This window comes from Psychrobacter proteolyticus (assembly GCF_039762275.1).
In the GTDB taxonomy this organism is placed as follows: Bacteria; Pseudomonadota; Gammaproteobacteria; order Pseudomonadales; family Moraxellaceae; genus Psychrobacter; species Psychrobacter proteolyticus_C.
Window position 1 is genome coordinate 45657 of sequence record NZ_JBDLOB010000003.1, and the last position, 16404, is coordinate 62060.

The 16404-nt window shown below is 43.5% G+C and carries 15 protein-coding genes; 9 read left to right on the top strand and 6 right to left on the bottom strand.

The window, feature by feature from the left end; translation table 11 throughout:
• Nucleotides 1–276 precede the first annotated feature (276 nt).
• The 5 genes from ABFV72_RS06010 (at nt 277) to ABFV72_RS06030 (ending at nt 6724) form a co-directional block, all read left to right on the top strand.
• On the top strand, nt 277–2004 hold the full coding sequence (locus ABFV72_RS06010) for an AMP-binding protein (protein WP_347162824.1): 1728 nt from the start codon (nt 277–279) through the stop codon (nt 2002–2004).
• Between the two features lie 509 nt (nt 2005–2513).
• Nucleotides 2514–4313, top strand: a complete 1800-nt coding sequence (locus ABFV72_RS06015; RefSeq protein WP_347162825.1) for an AMP-binding protein — start codon at nt 2514–2516, stop codon at nt 4311–4313.
• A 181-nt stretch (nt 4314–4494) separates the two neighbouring features.
• Nucleotides 4495–5211, top strand: coding sequence for a ribonuclease PH (gene rph / locus ABFV72_RS06020; protein ID WP_347162826.1), 717 nt, complete (start codon nt 4495–4497; stop codon nt 5209–5211).
• Nucleotides 5212–5329: 118 nt separating this feature from the next.
• Nucleotides 5330–5821 (top strand): hypothetical protein, encoded by a 492-nt coding sequence (locus tag ABFV72_RS06025; protein ID WP_347162827.1) that lies wholly within the window; start codon nt 5330–5332, stop codon nt 5819–5821.
• Between the two features lie 264 nt (nt 5822–6085).
• Nucleotides 6086–6724, top strand: a complete 639-nt coding sequence (locus ABFV72_RS06030; protein ID WP_347162828.1) for a hypothetical protein — start codon at nt 6086–6088, stop codon at nt 6722–6724.
• A gap of 111 nt (nt 6725–6835) precedes the next feature.
• On the opposite strand, the gene hemJ is transcribed toward ABFV72_RS06030, so the two are convergent.
• The 6 genes from hemJ to serB form a co-directional block, all read right to left on the bottom strand.
• Nucleotides 6836–7270, bottom strand: coding sequence for a protoporphyrinogen oxidase HemJ (gene hemJ / locus ABFV72_RS06035; RefSeq protein ID WP_102090486.1), 435 nt, complete (start codon nt 7268–7270; stop codon nt 6836–6838).
• Between the two features lie 40 nt (nt 7271–7310).
• A complete protein-coding gene (gene bioB, locus ABFV72_RS06040; RefSeq protein ID WP_347162829.1) occupies nt 7311–8474 on the bottom strand; it encodes a biotin synthase BioB in 1164 nt (387 codons plus the stop codon).
• Between the two features lie 245 nt (nt 8475–8719).
• On the bottom strand, nt 8720–9226 hold the full coding sequence (locus tag ABFV72_RS06045) for an SCP2 sterol-binding domain-containing protein (protein ID WP_296208198.1): 507 nt from the start codon (nt 9224–9226) through the stop codon (nt 8720–8722).
• Nucleotides 9227–9432: 206 nt separating this feature from the next.
• Entirely contained in the window at nt 9433–9825 is a 393-nt protein-coding gene (aciT, locus tag ABFV72_RS06050) for an AciT family ciprofloxacin tolerance protein (protein ID WP_347162830.1), read from the bottom strand.
• Between the two features lie 282 nt (nt 9826–10107).
• Entirely contained in the window at nt 10108–11103 is a 996-nt protein-coding gene (locus ABFV72_RS06055; RefSeq protein ID WP_347162831.1) for a DUF368 domain-containing protein, read from the bottom strand.
• 334 nt (nt 11104–11437) lie between these two features.
• A complete protein-coding gene (gene serB, locus ABFV72_RS06060) occupies nt 11438–12628 on the bottom strand; it encodes a phosphoserine phosphatase SerB (RefSeq protein ID WP_347162832.1) in 1191 nt (396 codons plus the stop codon).
• A 427-nt stretch (nt 12629–13055) separates the two neighbouring features.
• On the opposite strand from serB, the gene ABFV72_RS06065 reads away from it, so the two are divergent.
• The 4 genes from ABFV72_RS06065 (at nt 13056) to ABFV72_RS06080 (ending at nt 16359) form a co-directional block, all read left to right on the top strand.
• Nucleotides 13056–14513, top strand: a complete 1458-nt coding sequence (locus ABFV72_RS06065) for a hypothetical protein (RefSeq protein ID WP_347162833.1) — start codon at nt 13056–13058, stop codon at nt 14511–14513.
• A 186-nt stretch (nt 14514–14699) separates the two neighbouring features.
• Nucleotides 14700–14936, top strand: a complete 237-nt coding sequence (locus ABFV72_RS06070; protein WP_057761656.1) for a PA3496 family putative envelope integrity protein — start codon at nt 14700–14702, stop codon at nt 14934–14936.
• 316 nt (nt 14937–15252) lie between these two features.
• Nucleotides 15253–15810 carry a UPF0149 family protein gene (locus tag ABFV72_RS06075; protein ID WP_101206057.1) on the top strand — a complete coding sequence of 186 codons (558 nt, stop codon included), beginning with the start codon at nt 15253–15255 and terminating at the stop codon, nt 15808–15810.
• A gap of 108 nt (nt 15811–15918) precedes the next feature.
• On the top strand, nt 15919–16359 hold the full coding sequence (locus tag ABFV72_RS06080; protein WP_227526636.1) for a YbjQ family protein: 441 nt from the start codon (nt 15919–15921) through the stop codon (nt 16357–16359).
• The last annotated feature ends 45 nt before the right edge of the window (nt 16360–16404 follow it).

The window sequence follows — 16404 nt, forward strand, 5'->3', positions numbered from 1 at the left end:
TTTAATCTAATATGTTGATATATATATAGATATTGAGCGTCAAGCCTATTTGAGAACTGGTGTAGCAATCTTTTGTATTGAGTACTATGTATAAAGTGTGTATGTTAATGAACAAAGGGCTATTTACCGCTATATTGTTCGCTCAGCACTATACAAATATGTCGCAGTCTTGCTTTTTATCATAACGATAGGCAAGACTCTGACCTTTTGTATATTTATCACACTGTGATTGGCGTGGGTTGACGGTAATGTATTATTACTAGGAGAGAAAAGATTATGGAAAATCAAGGAAACTTAACCCGTCGTGACGATAAAGTTTGGCTAAAAACGTATGAAGAACTTGGTTTGGAGTATGACATTGAGTTGCCAGCCGACAATACGTCACTTATCGATATTTTCGAAAAAAGCTTCGCTGAAAATGCTGATAAAACTGCCTATATCTGCATGGGTTCATCGTTAAGCTTCCAAGAAGTAGATCTATACAGCCGTCAAATGGCCGCTTATCTACAATCATTAGGATTGGTCAAAGGCGATAAAGTTGCGGTCATGATGCCCAACATTTTGCAGTTACCCATCTCTGTCATCGCTGTACTACGTGCAGGCCTTACCTTAGTCAACGTCAACCCTCTGTACACTACCAGAGAGCTTGAGCATCAATTGACTGATTCAGACGCCAAAGTGCTAATCATGGTCGAAAACTTCGCCAAAACCTATCAAGACATCGGTCGCAATGTGGTTGATAAAGTCGTGATTACGGGTATGGGCGATTTGATGGGTACACTCAAGGGCTTTATGGTCAATACAGTCGTCCGCCATGTTAAAAAAATGGTGCCAGACTACAGTATTTCTAATAGCATCAGTTTCAAAACGGCACTAAAGCAAGTCACGGCTAGCAAATATAAGCGCCCAACCAATATCACGCTTGATGATATCGCTGTCCTACAATATACCGGTGGTACGACAGGTGTGGCGAAAGGCGCCATGCTAACGCACAAAAACTTGGTGGCAAACTTAATTCAGTCTAATACCTTTTTGGGCTCTGCTTTTGATGATTTCGATCAAAGAGGTGAGCAACCTGTGATTATGACTGCATTGCCGATGTATCATATTTTCTCATTCACCGTATGTGGTATGTTCGGTCTGTATCGCGGTTGTGTGGTGCTATTAGTACCAAACCCACGCGATCTTGATAGCTTGTTAAAAGCATATAAAGCCAATCCACCAGCGTTCTTCCCAGCGGTCAACACGTTGTTCAACGCGCTTGCCAATAACGAAGAATTTATCGCGATGGATCATAGCAAGCTGCGTCAATCGATGGGTGGCGGCATGGCAGTACTGAGCCCAACGGCTGAAAAATGGCGTCAAGTAACGGGTAATATTATCATTCAAGGTTACGGCCTGTCTGAAACAGCACCAGTTGCGACCTCTAATCCTAGCAACAGCAAAACATTCACAGGTACCATTGGTGTACCGATGCCAGCAACAGATGTGGCAATTTTGGATGATGCAGGTAATGAAGTAGCACTTGGTGAGCGCGGTGAGATTAGTGTTCGTGGCCCACAGGTCATGAAAGGCTACTGGAACCGTGAAGATGCTACTGCCGAAGTCATGACAGCAGATGGGTTTTTCCGTACTGGTGATATCGGTATCATGGCTGACAACGGATATGTGACCATCGTTGACCGCAAAAAAGATATGATTTTGGTGTCTGGTTTTAACGTTTATCCGAACGAAGTCGAAGAAGTCATGGCTGGCCATCCTAAGATTTTGGAATGTGGCGTCATCGGTATTGAAGATGAGAAGAGCGGTGAGATTCCTAAGATCTATGTTGTCCGTAACGATCCTAGTCTGACCACTGAAGAAGTTCTTGAGTATGGTAAAGAGAATCTAACAGGTTATAAACGTCCTCGTCGTGTTGAGTTTATTGACGAGCTACCAAAATCGAACGTTGGTAAGATTCTGCGTAAAGATTTACGCGTACTTGAAGAAAAAAACCACGGTTAATTTGCTGATACACGCACCTAGATAGTTGTTTGATAGCTGCGTGTATTAACTAAAGGCACATGTGAAAGTGTCGCTAAATTAGATACTGTAGTAACTAAAGTAGTAACCAAAAATGATAAGGCTGCAACCATGCTGTCTTATCATTTTTTTGTCTTTATCGCTTTTGACATTTGCGGATGACAGCTACTATTAATAGAGAATATCTATTAAAACTGCTATAGTGCCCATCGACGTATTTTTGTTTTTGTCCAAAAAATCGTACTGGTTTTACTTAAGGTAACTGGTGAAATCAGGGTAGTAAATATCGTTTTCGACTTGGTCGTCCTGAGTGGTAGTATTATTTATCATAGACCCAGTAACACACTTTAATTTGCAAAGCTTATGAATGACAAACCCGATCATACTTATCTATTTCTTATTCATAAGCTTCTGCTGTCAGCGATAATCATAAAAAATGGTGTTTCCATTAGCATATTCAATGTTTTTAACAGTAACATTTAGGGAAAATTATGACGGATAATATTAATAAAAAAACGACAGATAATAGCGCTGCAACTGATGATAAAGCCAATACTACTAACGACGTTTATCAAAGCAATGCGTTTCCTACTATGCCAACCATCGACAGCGATAGTCCGTGGCTGAGCGCTTATGAGCGCTATAGCATCGATGCTACTATCGAGATGCCAGAAGACAATACCTCTTTACTGGATGTGTTCGAGCGTAATTTTAGCCGTTATGGCCAAAAACCTGCCTATATCTGTATGGGTGCATCTATTACTTTTAAGCAATTAGATCTATATAGCCGACAGATTGCTAGCTATTTGCAGTCAATAGGACTGGTCGCAGGCGATAAAGTTGGGGTAATGATGCCCAACGTCTTGCAGTATCCAGTGGTCGCTTTGGGTATCATTCGCGCAGGGATGGTGTTGGTCAATGTAAATCCTCTATACACCAGCCGTGAGCTGTCACATCAGTTGCATGACAGTGGTGCTAAAGCGCTATTTATCGTTGAAAACTTTGCCAAGACGTATCAAGATGCCGAAGACAAAGGTCAGGTAGAGCATGTAGTCGTGTGTACCATTGGTGATATGCTAGGTACGATTAAAGGAGCCGTGGTCAACCTCGTGGCTCGTCATGTCAAAAAGATGATTCCTGCTTATAGCATACCGAATAGTGTGAGCTTCAAGCATGCCTTAAATGCTGAGTCAGCCAGTAAGTACCAACGCCCTGAGTTGAACTTAAGCGATGTGGCCTTGCTGCAATATACTGGTGGTACGACGGGAGTGGCGAAAGGGGCGATGCTGTCTCATGGCAATCTAGTCGCCAACATGCTACAGGTCAGTGCGCTGATGAACAGTGCATTTGATGATGATATAGATGGTAGAGACGTGATTTTGACTGCACTACCGTTATATCATGTATTCTCATTTATGGTCTGCGGTATGTGTAGTATGTATCAAGGTTATGCCTCGCTACTCATTCCGAATCCGCGCGATCTTGATGGACTTATCAAAGAGATGGCCAAGTACAAGCCAGCGTTTATCCCTGCCGTAAATACCTTGTTTAATGGCTTAGTACACAAAGATAACTTTGCTGATTTGGACTTTTCTAACCTAAAAGCGTCTATCGGCGGTGGTATGTCAGTATTGCCTAGCGTAGCCAAAGAGTGGCATAAAATCACTGGTCTGCCTATCGTTGAAGGTTATGGCCTATCTGAGACCTCACCTGTCGTAGCTTTCAATCCGATGACTATTGCGGAATTTACTGGAAAAATCGGTATTCCTGCGCCTAGCACCGATATCGTACTCATTGATGATGACGAAAATATAGTAGCCATGGGCGATCGTGGTGAAATCTGTGTAAAAGGTCCACAGGTCATGATTGGTTATCAGAATCGTCCGAAAGAAACTGCTGAATCCTTTACGGCTAGTGGCTACTTAAAAACTGGCGATATCGGCATCATGGACGAAAAAGGTTTTATCAAAATTGTCGATCGCAAAAAAGACATGATTTTGGTGTCCGGTTTTAACGTCTATCCAAACGAAATTGAAGAAGCGATGAGTGAACATCCAGCAGTCGTAGAATGCGGTGCTATTGGTGTTCCAAACGATGATCGCGGCGAAGAACCAAAGCTATTTGTGGTCAAAAAAGGTAACGTGACTGAAAAAGAGCTACTAGAATATGGCAAAAAACAACTGACTGGCTACAAGCGCCCACGTCATATACAGTTCGTTGACGAATTACCAAAGTCGAACGTTGGCAAAATCCTACGTAAGGAATTGCGTAAGATGGAAGGGTTAGAATAGCTTATATCTGACATTCTGTTGATAACGATGGCGTAATGGCAGGTGTGAATCTTGCTATTGCGCCGTTGTCACGTTAGGATATCTTAAGATTTTAGTCGACTACATACCTATCAATGTGTTTGCTAACGACTGATAGGTATTTTTATGACACTGCTTTTATAACATTGTACTAGGAATTTTTATGCGTATTGACAATCGTGAGCTTGACCAACTTCGCTCGATCAGCTTTGAGCGCCATTATACGAAGCATGCTGAAGGGTCAGTACTGGTAAGTTTTGGCGATACCAAGGTACTATGTACTGCCAGTGTAGAATCTGGTGTGCCGCGCTGGCTCAAAGGTAAAGGCAAAGGTTGGATCACAGCTGAGTATGGTATGTTGCCGCGTGCGACCAACACGCGCAATCAGCGTGAAGCGGCTCGCGGCAAACAGTCAGGTCGTACGCAAGAGATTCAGCGTTTGATTGGTCGTAGCTTACGTGCCATGATTGATCTGAGTAAGCTTGGTGAAAACACTATCTATCTAGATTGCGATGTGTTGCAAGCGGATGGTGGTACTCGTACGGCGAGTATTACTGGTGCTGCAATTGCACTTATCGATGCGCTAGAGAGTATCCAAAAGGCCAAGAAACTTAAAGCAGATCCGCTCATCGGATTGGTTGCTGCGGTTTCTGTTGGTATGAAAGATGGCGAAGCATATCTGGATCTGAACTACGAAGAAGACTCTAGCTGCGATACCGACTTGAACGTCGTGATGACCCAAAAAGGTGAGTACATTGAGGTGCAAGGTACTGCTGAAGAAAAGCCGTTCACTCGTGCTCAAGCAGATGCTATGCTGTCATTAGCTGAAAAAGGCATCGCTGAATTGATTAAAATGCAACAGACGGCGCTTGGTTGGTAGACTAGCGTTTAGATTCAACATACTGTCTTTGTTTTTAGTGTCAATAACTGCCTGTTAGCTACTAATAGGCAGTTTTTTAATAGAAAATATTCGTACATTACGTAATAGGTAACAACACATGCTCAAGCTGACAGATGATGGCGCCAAAATCACCTTACAAGGGCAAGCAAATGCTGCTGATAATGGCATGTTTTGGTTTGGTTCTGCATTATTAGTAGGGGCCGTCGCAGTCGCCATGGCGATGAGCTTGTTGCCTGAGCGTTTAGCCATCGGTGCACTTGCACTGCTTATCATTGGTAGCTTTATTTTCAATAAAAAGCGCCAGCAGCATAAGAAAGCCATGAGCGGTATGATTAGCAGCGGCATATTGTGGGTAAGGGCTGGCGAGCTGGTCCATGACAATCTAGGTAAGCGTGAACATATTCATTTGACTGACGGTGATAAGATAACGCTGACTGGCGAGCAATTACAGATTGTCGATAGCAGTGACGTTCGCAAGTATCGTATTACTGGCTTTGAGAGTGCTCAAGAAGCAAAAGCTGCGAAAGCTATCTTAGAAGGGCAAGCGCTAACGAAACGTCATGTAAATATTAAAATGAAAAGTAATTAGTATCTTTTCTTAATTTCATACTTTACCAAAGCATAGCTATTGTCTTCGTATTATCTAAACTTCTAACTTAAGTGTCATTTTAAATTTCACTCGACGCGCGTCTTCCCAATATCGTCATCTATCAGTATATTTATACCGTCTATCACCTGTCGCAGGCGAATAGTACTTGCAGATTTGTGCGCAAATGGTTTATAAGTAGGATTATAAAATTTATCCTTCTTATTATTAATACTGTCATTGAGATCTATTGACAAGGAGTTAGTCATGCTGCGTTTGTCTATACCGTCAGTCGCCGCGTCGTGCGGTTTTTTACTATTTACCTGCGGCATGGTAGGACAAGCTCATGCAGATAGTATGAGTATGCTTATCGCCCAAAAATCTATTCAACCAACGACGAATACGTCCTATCGTTATCCTGAGGTACAGCGTTCAGCACCTACGGTTTTACCGGCGTTTTTATCAGGAAACTATGACAATGTCGATAGCGAATATTTGCCGCTATTGAGCAATGCCGAGACGCAGAGTAGTATGGCAGCACGTGAGGTAGTCAGTACCGCACGCAAAATGGCACTTAACGAGCGCACAATTATTCAAGGTGGCTGCTGGGACTATTTAAATGCTGTATTTAATCGGGCAGGGGTATCGCGTAATACCATACACAAAGGCACTTATGCGCAAGGGCCCTATGCTAGTAGCAGTGAGATTGAAGCAGGCGACTGGCTCTATTATATCAATCATGGTTACAATGGCGTCGAGCATAGTGGACTGTTTGTCGGTTGGGTCGATGAGCGTGCCAAGCAGGCTTTGATACTGAGCTATGCTGGCGAAAATCGCCGTGAACCAGCTCGTTACCGCGTTTATGACTTAAGCAATGTTTACCAAATTATGCGCCCTAGTGTTTAGTATCTGATATTTCCAGTTTGACAACCTGTTCTATAAGTGAATAAAAAAGCGTCCGCAACTCATTAAAGTTACGGACGCTTTTGTTTTACAGGTTAAATGGTTTTTCTGATATTAAAACGGTTTTACCACGACTAGAATGACGATAATCACTAAGGCGAAGACAGGCACTTCATTAAACCAGCGCCAGAATTTATGCGTTTTATAATGTGGATTATCAATTAGCTTCTTACGATAAAAGCCGCAAGCACCATGATAGCCTGACAGTAGCACAACTAATAGCAATTTGACGTGGAGCCAGCCTTGGGTTTTATAAACATCCCAGCCTAGTCCCAACATCCATAGACCAAAGACCCATGTCGCTATCATTGATGGGGTCATGATGCCGCGATACAGCTTGCGCTCCATAATGGCAAAGCGCTCATGACTGATGCTATCGTCACTCATTGCATGATAGACAAACAGGCGCGGCAAATAAAATATCGCCGCAAACCAGCAGACCATCGAAATAATGTGCGCCGCTTTAATCCAGTTGAAATAATCTGCCATCATAGTTTCTCTTGCTTAACTTGTATATTTTAGCTTGGGCTTAGTCTGCCAATACAACTTGTGTTTGATGACCATTCATCGCATCCATCACAGGCAGTACTTTAGGCGCTCTTGGTGCGGCAAACTGTTTGGTTAGGCCAAGCTCACGCATGAGTCTATCGTCGCCTGACTGGCTTGCATTACCAGTAGTAAGAAGCTTGTCACCATAAAAGAATGAGTTAGCACCTGCCATAAAGGCTAATGCTTGCTCAGAATCAGATAGACTTTCGCGGCCAGCAGATAAACGCACGTAGCTAGTCGGGCAGCAAATACGGGCGACCGCAATAGTACGAATCCACTCAAGTACAGACAGCTGACCCTCGGCCAGTACTTTGTCCCCAATCGGTGTACCTGCAATAGGCACAAGTAAGTTGACTGGAATTGATTCAGGCGCTTTTGGCATTTTTAGTAGCTCAAGTACCCAATCGATACGGTCATCACGGCTTTCACCCATACCAACGATATTACCACTACAGACGTTGATGCCAGAGTTACGCACGTTTTCTATTGTGTCTAAGCGCTCATCATAGCTACGTGTGCTGACGACTTGTTCATAGTAGCTGCGTGAAGTATCTAGGTTATGGTTGTAGTAATCTAACCCTGCATCGGCCAACTGTGTTGCTTGATTGGTATCAAGCATACCCAGTGTCATGCAAGTTTCAAGTCCCAATGCTTTCACTTCTTTGATCAGCTCAACCACATAAGGCATGTCTTTGGCACTTGGATGTTTCCATGCGGCACCCATGCAGAAGCGCGATGAGCCACTGTTTTTGGCACGTTTGGCCGCTGCGATGACTTTGTCAACTTCTATGCGCTTTTCTGCTTGTAGTTTGGTAGTGTCGCGATGATGACCTGACTGTGAGCAGTAGCCGCAATCTTCAGGGCAGTTGCCCGTTTTGATAGAGAGTAGCGTGCTGATTTGTACTTCATTGGCAGTAAAATGCTTTCTATGGATGGTTTGTGCTTGTAATAGCAAGTCCATTAGAGGTAAATCAAACAGTTGCGCGATTTCTTCACGGCTATACGTGGTGGCAACTTTATGATCAGTTTGAGTCGCGTCTGTGGCTAGATTGGCCAAAAAATCACTGTTGGTCGTATCTGGCTGAGTGGCTAGATCAGTTGGCTGGGTGGCGTCAGGTTCGGAGATGCTAAGCAATCCTGCCATAAGGTAAGTCCTTTTATAAGAATGAGAGGGTATTAAATAAAACCAATGTTTTTATCTATTGTCATTTATAAGGTAACAAAAAAGGTTGCCGTATAGTATACCGCAACCTTTTTAGAAAATCAGAACACTGCTAGACAGTATGTATAATTGTCACAGTAGCGCACATAAATAGTAACTATACGTTTGGCTATCTAGTTCTATATCATCCATTCTACCAATGACTACCGCTCAGTGCACCATTCTTTTTATTTACCAAGTTTGTGCTTGGCGATACCAACCCAATGCTCAGCAAATTTCTGTGCTTTATAAGCGTAAGGTTTAGCTTTTTGGATATATGGTTTGCACTCTTCTGGGATAGCTGGAACGATATGCTTAGCAAGTTTGTTGAACCACATCATTAGGCTATAGTCGCCTTCGATGCTCAAGTTACCTTCTTGTACAGCAGTCATAAAGGCAGGCAAGCTACCTTTGGTTAGCAGTCTAACGCCAGTCATAGAATCTTTAAAAGTGATGGTCAAATCGGCTTCTTTTGCATGGCCGCTTTGTTGATTGAACTGTCCATTGTCAAAGCTAAAAGAACGGGCGATATCAGACTCAGTACTAGCAAACTCAATCGTAACTTGACGATCAGCGAATAATGCTTTGACGTCTTCGTTATCGCTATCAGCTAACATAGACAGACGATAGCCAACTACAGCTAATAAAGCATCTAATGGATCAGATTTGATATCTAATACAGGAACAGTAAACATAGCAGAACTCCTAAAGAAATGAGGCATAAAAATAAAGCGTACTTTATACCAGTTTTTATGACAAATATATAACTGGATTATAAACTATCACAGGGTGCCAACTCTTTAGGAGTTAAGTAGAGAGCGTTAAGTATCTTGTAACATTCGATGTCACTGACGTAAGTAAGGTGTTGATATAGACAAACAGAGGTATAAATAGGACAGTTTTAACGGAAACGTGGCTGATAATTATCATCGTAGACAGGAGTATGCTCGATATAGCGTGCGGCTTCTAGCTCACGTTGCTGACTAACTGTTTGGCTCACATCATCATAGCGCAATGCCCGATACAATACCCAAGCTGCCAACGGTAACCAACTGATGCCCATAGCGATGATATAGCGATGCCATGACGATAGCTCCATCAATATAGGACGACCTGCTAATATATTTTGAATCAACTCAACGGTGAACCAGTAAGCCATACCACCAAACAGATATAGCAGTAGCCAACGATATGACGACAAAGCTAGCACCATTACTAAACTGGCTAGCAGTCCATAACCAAGCCATGCCGCGCCGCTCCATGCCTCTACACCGATAAAAGAAAATATAGTCATTAACATCATTCATCTCGCTATTCATAAGGTGAATTCCAATGAGACTATTATGAGAGGTTATTGAGTAAAGCTGAAGAGGGTGCAGGCGACTTTGCGACAACCGTTGACGTTTGGTTTTTTGGCTTGTTTTGCGATATTTGATGGCTAGATTTTAGGCTAAGCGCCGTGAGGAGTAGCGCTTATTTTGAGGAATATGGAAACGATTTTGCTAGGCTAGGAAGGCGTTTGTTAGCTAGCAGACCGAGCCAAACTAGCAAACAGGATTGACAGTTCGTTGAATACTTAGACTCGATTGGTACGATTACCCCACCAAGATAATAGCGAAACTAAGATAGCACCGAGTAGCATAAGTCCTACTGTCGTTGACCACTGTGCGCCAGTAGGATATTGCCACGGCATGACATTATGAACGGCTTCAGTATTTAGTGAGCCTAGCGCATCTACTTTCCATGGCCAGACTTTTATTAGAGATCCTGCGATAAAGCCTGTCAGCAATGCCAAGGTAGCCTGATAATAATGTGACAGTAGCCATTTAAGTGCGCGCGTGAATAGCAATAGCCCAGTCGCCATACCCGCAATGACTGTGAAAATGGCACTCAGATTCATCGTATCGACTGCTTCTAATACTGCATCGTAAGCACCTAACAAAAGCAAAATAAACGACCCTGATATCCCCGGTAGGATCATGGCACAAATAGCAATTGCCCCTGCAAAAAACAGATACGGTAAGCTAGGCGTGGTCGTGAGTAACGGCATACTACTAATGACTACGGCGGCAATAAGTCCAGTCGCAAACAGTGCGACACGTCCTATATTCCAGCGCTTTATCTCACTGAGTAAGATAAATACCGTTGCAACGACCAGTCCAAAAAAGAATGACCAAATAAGCAATGGTTGATTGTCCAATAAATGCTTAATGATACCGGCTAAGGTTGCAAAGCTAGTGGCAATACCCAGTAGCAAACACAATAGGAATGTCGCGTCTACTTGTCGCCAAATTGCAGCGAATCCTTTGACGCCACCTTCTTGTCGAAAGATAGTCCAAAGATTGGGGCCGATACTGCCAAGCGCGTTAATCAAGCGCTCGTAAATCCCTGCAATCAGCGCAATGGTGCCGCCAGAGACGCCAGGTACGATATCAGCTGCGCCCATGGCCATACCTCTGATATAGATACCTACCAGCTGCTTTGGGCTATCTGTACGTACAGGTACCGTATCTTGTTCTAGTGGCGTTGGCGCTGACGGCTGAGTTGGCCGTGGAGATTGTGGTGCCGTCATGGGCATTCCTTTATCGTTTAAAAATAAGTGTTATCTGAAATTTAGTAATAGCGAAAAACAGGTATAAGCTAAAAACAAGCGTTAGCTAAACATCAGTGTGCATAGCAGATTTTATTAATTATCATCACTTACTAAGGCGTGTTTTCCATTCACTTAATAGTCATCTAACTGAGCTAAAAATGGCTAAATCTTGTCAGACATCGTCAAATAGCTGGTTAATATATCGGTACTATCTACGCTACTTTTCTTGTCTAAGCCATGCCCTAAAGCATAAAAGCCAGATTAATGACAAAACATTAACCTAGCTTAGCGGATAATCTAGAATTCTTAGCGATTACTCAGTAGGAGCGAGGGCTGGATAGCCAAGAGCGTACAAAGTACCTTCAAGCCCTGTCACGTTGATAGCGGCATCAGCACGTGCTTGAACGATTGGTTTGGCATGATAGGCCACACCCAGATCAGCCAGTGCCATCATCGGTAAGTCATTGGCCCCATCACCGACACAGACCACTTGTGACATCTCAATGCCTAAGCGCTCAGCGGTATGCTCAACGATAGCGGCTTTTTTGGCACCATTGACAATAGGCCACTGTACATGACCAGTCACTTCACCTTCCTCGATATCTAGAGCGTTGGCATGCACTTCATCGATACCCAACTGCTCAGCGATATAACGGGCAAAATAAGTGAAGCCGCCCGAGACCAGCACCGTATGATAACCCAGTGCTTTTAGCGCACTAATCGTTGTGCGCGCACCAGTCGATAATGTTAGGCGACTACAGATATCATCCAGCACATCAGTAGAAGTGCCTTTTAGCAAAGCCACACGCTGAGCAAACGATTCATCAAAATCAATCTCGCCGCGCATTGCTGCTTCAGTGATGGCTTCAACTTCTTCGCCAATCCCAGCTGTTTTTGCCAGCTCTACGATGACTTCTTGCTCGATCAAGGTTGAGTCCATATCGAAGCAGGCAAGTTTGTGCGTCCGTAGCATATGACCGACAGACAAGATATGACAATCCACGACGTTTATGTTGCCTGTGCTGTCGACACTGCGTGTGTTGTTATATTCTTCAGTTAGGTCATGACGCAAGCGAGTGGTCAGCTGATCATCAATGATGTGAGCGGCTGCGGTTTTTTTGCCAGGATGCATTAGCGTGTCAGTGACTGGTACTAGCAGATAACGGTAGACTTGAGTATGGGTAAAGGGTAGGCGCTGTGCGTCTGAAGCTGTAGGCTCTGTATCAGATACCGTGATATTGACGAAGCTAGCGTCAGTATCTTCGGCAACCGTCACTAGATGCCAGCTTGGCTGTTCATCGACCCACGACTGAACGTACTGATGAATATCTAATGCGGATACCTGAGTCGGCAGTACGACGATGAGCGCAAAAACAGGTAGCGACTGTAGCGCATCAAAGTCTTGCAAATTGGTATCTTCGGGTAATAATGCCGCAATAGAATCAACGGCTTGTTGCCATGCTTTGCTGTCTTTTGGTAACGAATAAGATGTATTTTTTGGCATGGCTCAATTGTCCCTTGTATGCTCATATAAGATTAGGAATAATAACAGTTTTACTGGGCAGCGCCTATAGATGACGCGCAAAGTAACAATGATGCTAAAAAACAGATTTTATGGCGTAAGAAGCCATAGAAAATGCAATAAAGTTATTATGATAAATTTATAAAGCGCTCACGCTATAAGGCTTATTATGGTGATATAGTAGATGAGATAAGCTGGCTGTTGCTTGACGATGCTTTCTTACTAACGATGCATTCGCAAAAGATAGCAAGGCAAAATTGATGCTGTTGATAGTCGTTAATAATCAGTACCGCTTTATCACTATGTGCGCACTATCATTGGCGCGCATCATAATTGTTTAAAAATTAGCCAAAAAATGAGCAGTAGCCTCGTTTTTTAATTTCTTCTCTCCAAAAAAGTTTAACATATCATGACGTATTTAGCGCCGCGGCAAGGGTTGTTTGCCATTATTCTTCTGGTTAGTTTTTGTTTGCAGACGCTGTTATTGGTCATTAGTACTGACCAACAGCTGAGCAATAGTCGTGCGTTAAAAGGCGAGCAGATGGTCGCCCAGCTGATTGATGAAGCAAGGTTGTCTTTAGAAAATAAAGACCGTGTGAGTTTAAGCGTTATTGCCAACCGCTATACCAGCGAGCAAGACGTCACACGGATACTGATTAAGGACAACAACGATGATATCTTGGTGCCAGTAGGCAATGCGCCAATGCAGCAAGGTGACACTATTCGTCAAATCGCCACCAATGGCGATGCAGTCATCGGTAGCGTTGCACTGACTTTGAAAGACGTTAGCAAAGGCGAGATCATCGCCATGCAATGGCCGTTTGTCATCGGCACCATGCTGCTACATTTATTGCTGTGGTTGATTTATGGTTACCTCGCTCGTCCGACCAAAGAGCAAATCAACGCATTAAGTCGAGATATCCAAGAGCTATATCGTGACCAATATAGACCAGTCGATCAACGTGGCTATGACCGTGAACTTGAGCGCCAGTCAACGGGTCAATCAGCGTCTCATTTAGCAGACAGTCAAGTAGCGACTGATAATACGGCTAATGTCACAGATGACGAAGTGACTAATGCGCGCAAATTTAATGTACATAATGAAGTGAACGAGTACCTTAGAACTCAGCAAAACCAAGAAACAGGTAGCGATACTGACAATCTAGCGAGTGCGAGTGAAGGTAGCGAAAGCGCAGTAGCGGATATAGACGGTGTTGCTTCTCAAGCTGCCAGCCATACGTCTAAACTGTCTGCCACACGGTCTATTGATAGCGTCAAAGTCCAAGTCGTATTCCATGATGAGTTCAATATGCTTGAACGCCTTGCACCTGCGCAGCGTCTTCCGTATCTAGCGCTCTGCACCCAGCTACTCAATCAAGCCGTGACTGAGTTGCTAAGACAACCATTGCTACTGGGCGTGAGCGCGATGAATGAAGCTCACTTCGAAGATAATGGCGCAAGTGTGGTACTAAAGGCTGATAATAGCCATGCAAAAGTGGCACTCGCAGGCGTGATGCTTGCCAAGCTATATTTAATGCTCAACAAAATTATCCACGACAAACATATTGAGCTGTCACGTTTTGCCTTACCAGCAAAAGCGGGTGTGAGTGATGACGCGCAGTCAGAGCCGATGACCCACTTGCTCCAGAGTATCGGCAAAAAAGAACAGCTATTAATACTATTGCCAAATGCCGGTCTCAAGCAAATCAGCAATCATGTACAAGTACATAACATCATGCGTCCAACTACCGTCTATGAGCGTGAGTGTGCAATATTTGATGGGGCTAACGACTCATTGATTCAGCGTTTGGCCGATGTGCGCAATGCGGTTCTGATGATTGAAGATGAGGACGAGCTACACATTTAATGCCGACTGTATTTGGTCATTTATATTACAATTGTCTGTTATATAGCCTACTGGACTATCTTAATCGTAGAGATGAAATGTACCATATTGCGAAAAAGGATTGACAACATTCAATAGAGACTTTATAAGGCATATATATATTGATGTATTCTTAATACCCTTGCCTAAAAATGATAGGAGTTTGTCATGAGTGACGCTGATATTGACGACGATTTTGATGATGATTTTGTCGACGATGATGATGCAAAGATGGTTGAAGAAGCTGAGACGAGCGTACGTACACGTTTAAGTAGTCTTGAAAAACGTCGGCTAATCGATAATTTGCTAGAAGAAAAGCGTTTGGCTAAAGAGTTAAAAGACGACTTAGACGACATAGACAACTTCGATGAAGACGGTGACGATTGGGATGATGACGATTTTTAATTTGTCGGCATCAGTCATTTCAGTGGACTAAAGTGCTCTAATGGCTACTTTAATGACGGTAACTACTTTAACGGCAGTGACTACTTTAGTGACTAAAATTATTTAACCAGTCAAATTGGTTGCTTGCTATTTGCCACTTTTCTAATTTTCTAGGGTTGCTCGCAACCAGTTCATCTCGATAATACTTACCTGATAGAGGTTGCTTGAGTTTGATTAATTAAGCAGCCTTTAGTCTTTAGTTAAGTACTCGTCCTCTTTTATTTAACCGATCGCCCACTGCGATTGATGACATCTATCTGCTAAGGAAAACCAAATTATGAGTAACCAACTAAGTTTTGATGAATTACTAGACTATTTGGACAATCAAGAAAGCCAGTTCGTGCTAGATAGTGTCGCAGCGCATGGTTTTTTGACAGCGACAGTCATCGGTCGTCCATTGCCTAACTGGATGGATGCCCTGTTCGAAGGTCACGTAAGTGAGATTCCAGACAACGTCATCGACGGCATCAAACGCTGGCGCGATTCGATCATGGCTGAGCTAAAAAACGAGACGCCGATCGAATTACCGTTTGGTGAAGATGCTGGTAACGAAGAAGTGGCGGTTGATTTCTCTGACGAGTCAGACATCGTTGCTTGGTCAATCGGTTTTGTCGATGCCATGTATGGTGACGAAGCAAGCGACTGGTTTGAAGATCAAGAAACGGCAGAAGATGTGGCGGTATTGACCTTGCCAATGATTGTACTAAGCGGTATCGATGATGAAGACCCAGAGCTATCTGAGATGCGTAAAGACGAAGACAAAATGGTACAGATGGCTAATAGCATCGAAGGCAATTTGACTGAATTGTTCTTATTGTTCCATACCAACGATTAGTTATGCTAAGAAACAGCGCTGTTAGCAGTGCTGCTTCTATTTTGCTTATGCTGTATTACAGTGCTTTGGTTTACCATGTATTTTATAAGTCACCGATAAGGTCATCCTATGACTGTGCAACTCTCTAACCTTGAACACCTACCTAACTATCAAATCACCGAACGCCTAGACGTGGTGTACGGTAGTACCGTACGCTCAAAGCACGTGGGCAAGGATCTGTTCGCTGGGTTAAAAAACATCGTTGGCGGTGAGCTGACGGCTTATACCGAGCTATTAGAAGAGTCACGCCAAGAAGCGATAGATCGCATGATTGTCAAAGCAGAGGCGCTAGGTGCTGACGCGGTGGTCGGTCTGCGTTTTTCGACTTCTAGCATCGCCCAAGGTGCGTCAGAGCTATTTGTCTATGGTACGGCGGTCAAGGTTGCGCCGATATCACAGCAGCAATATCAAAACCCACCAAGCGATGGTTACAACCATTCTAATCAAAATGTGAGTACTCAGACCCAAGTCGCACCCGATGACTTACCGCGTTTCAATCCTTTTGGTTGATCCTATAATACTAAAAGCTACAATGCTAAAAGCTACAATACCAAA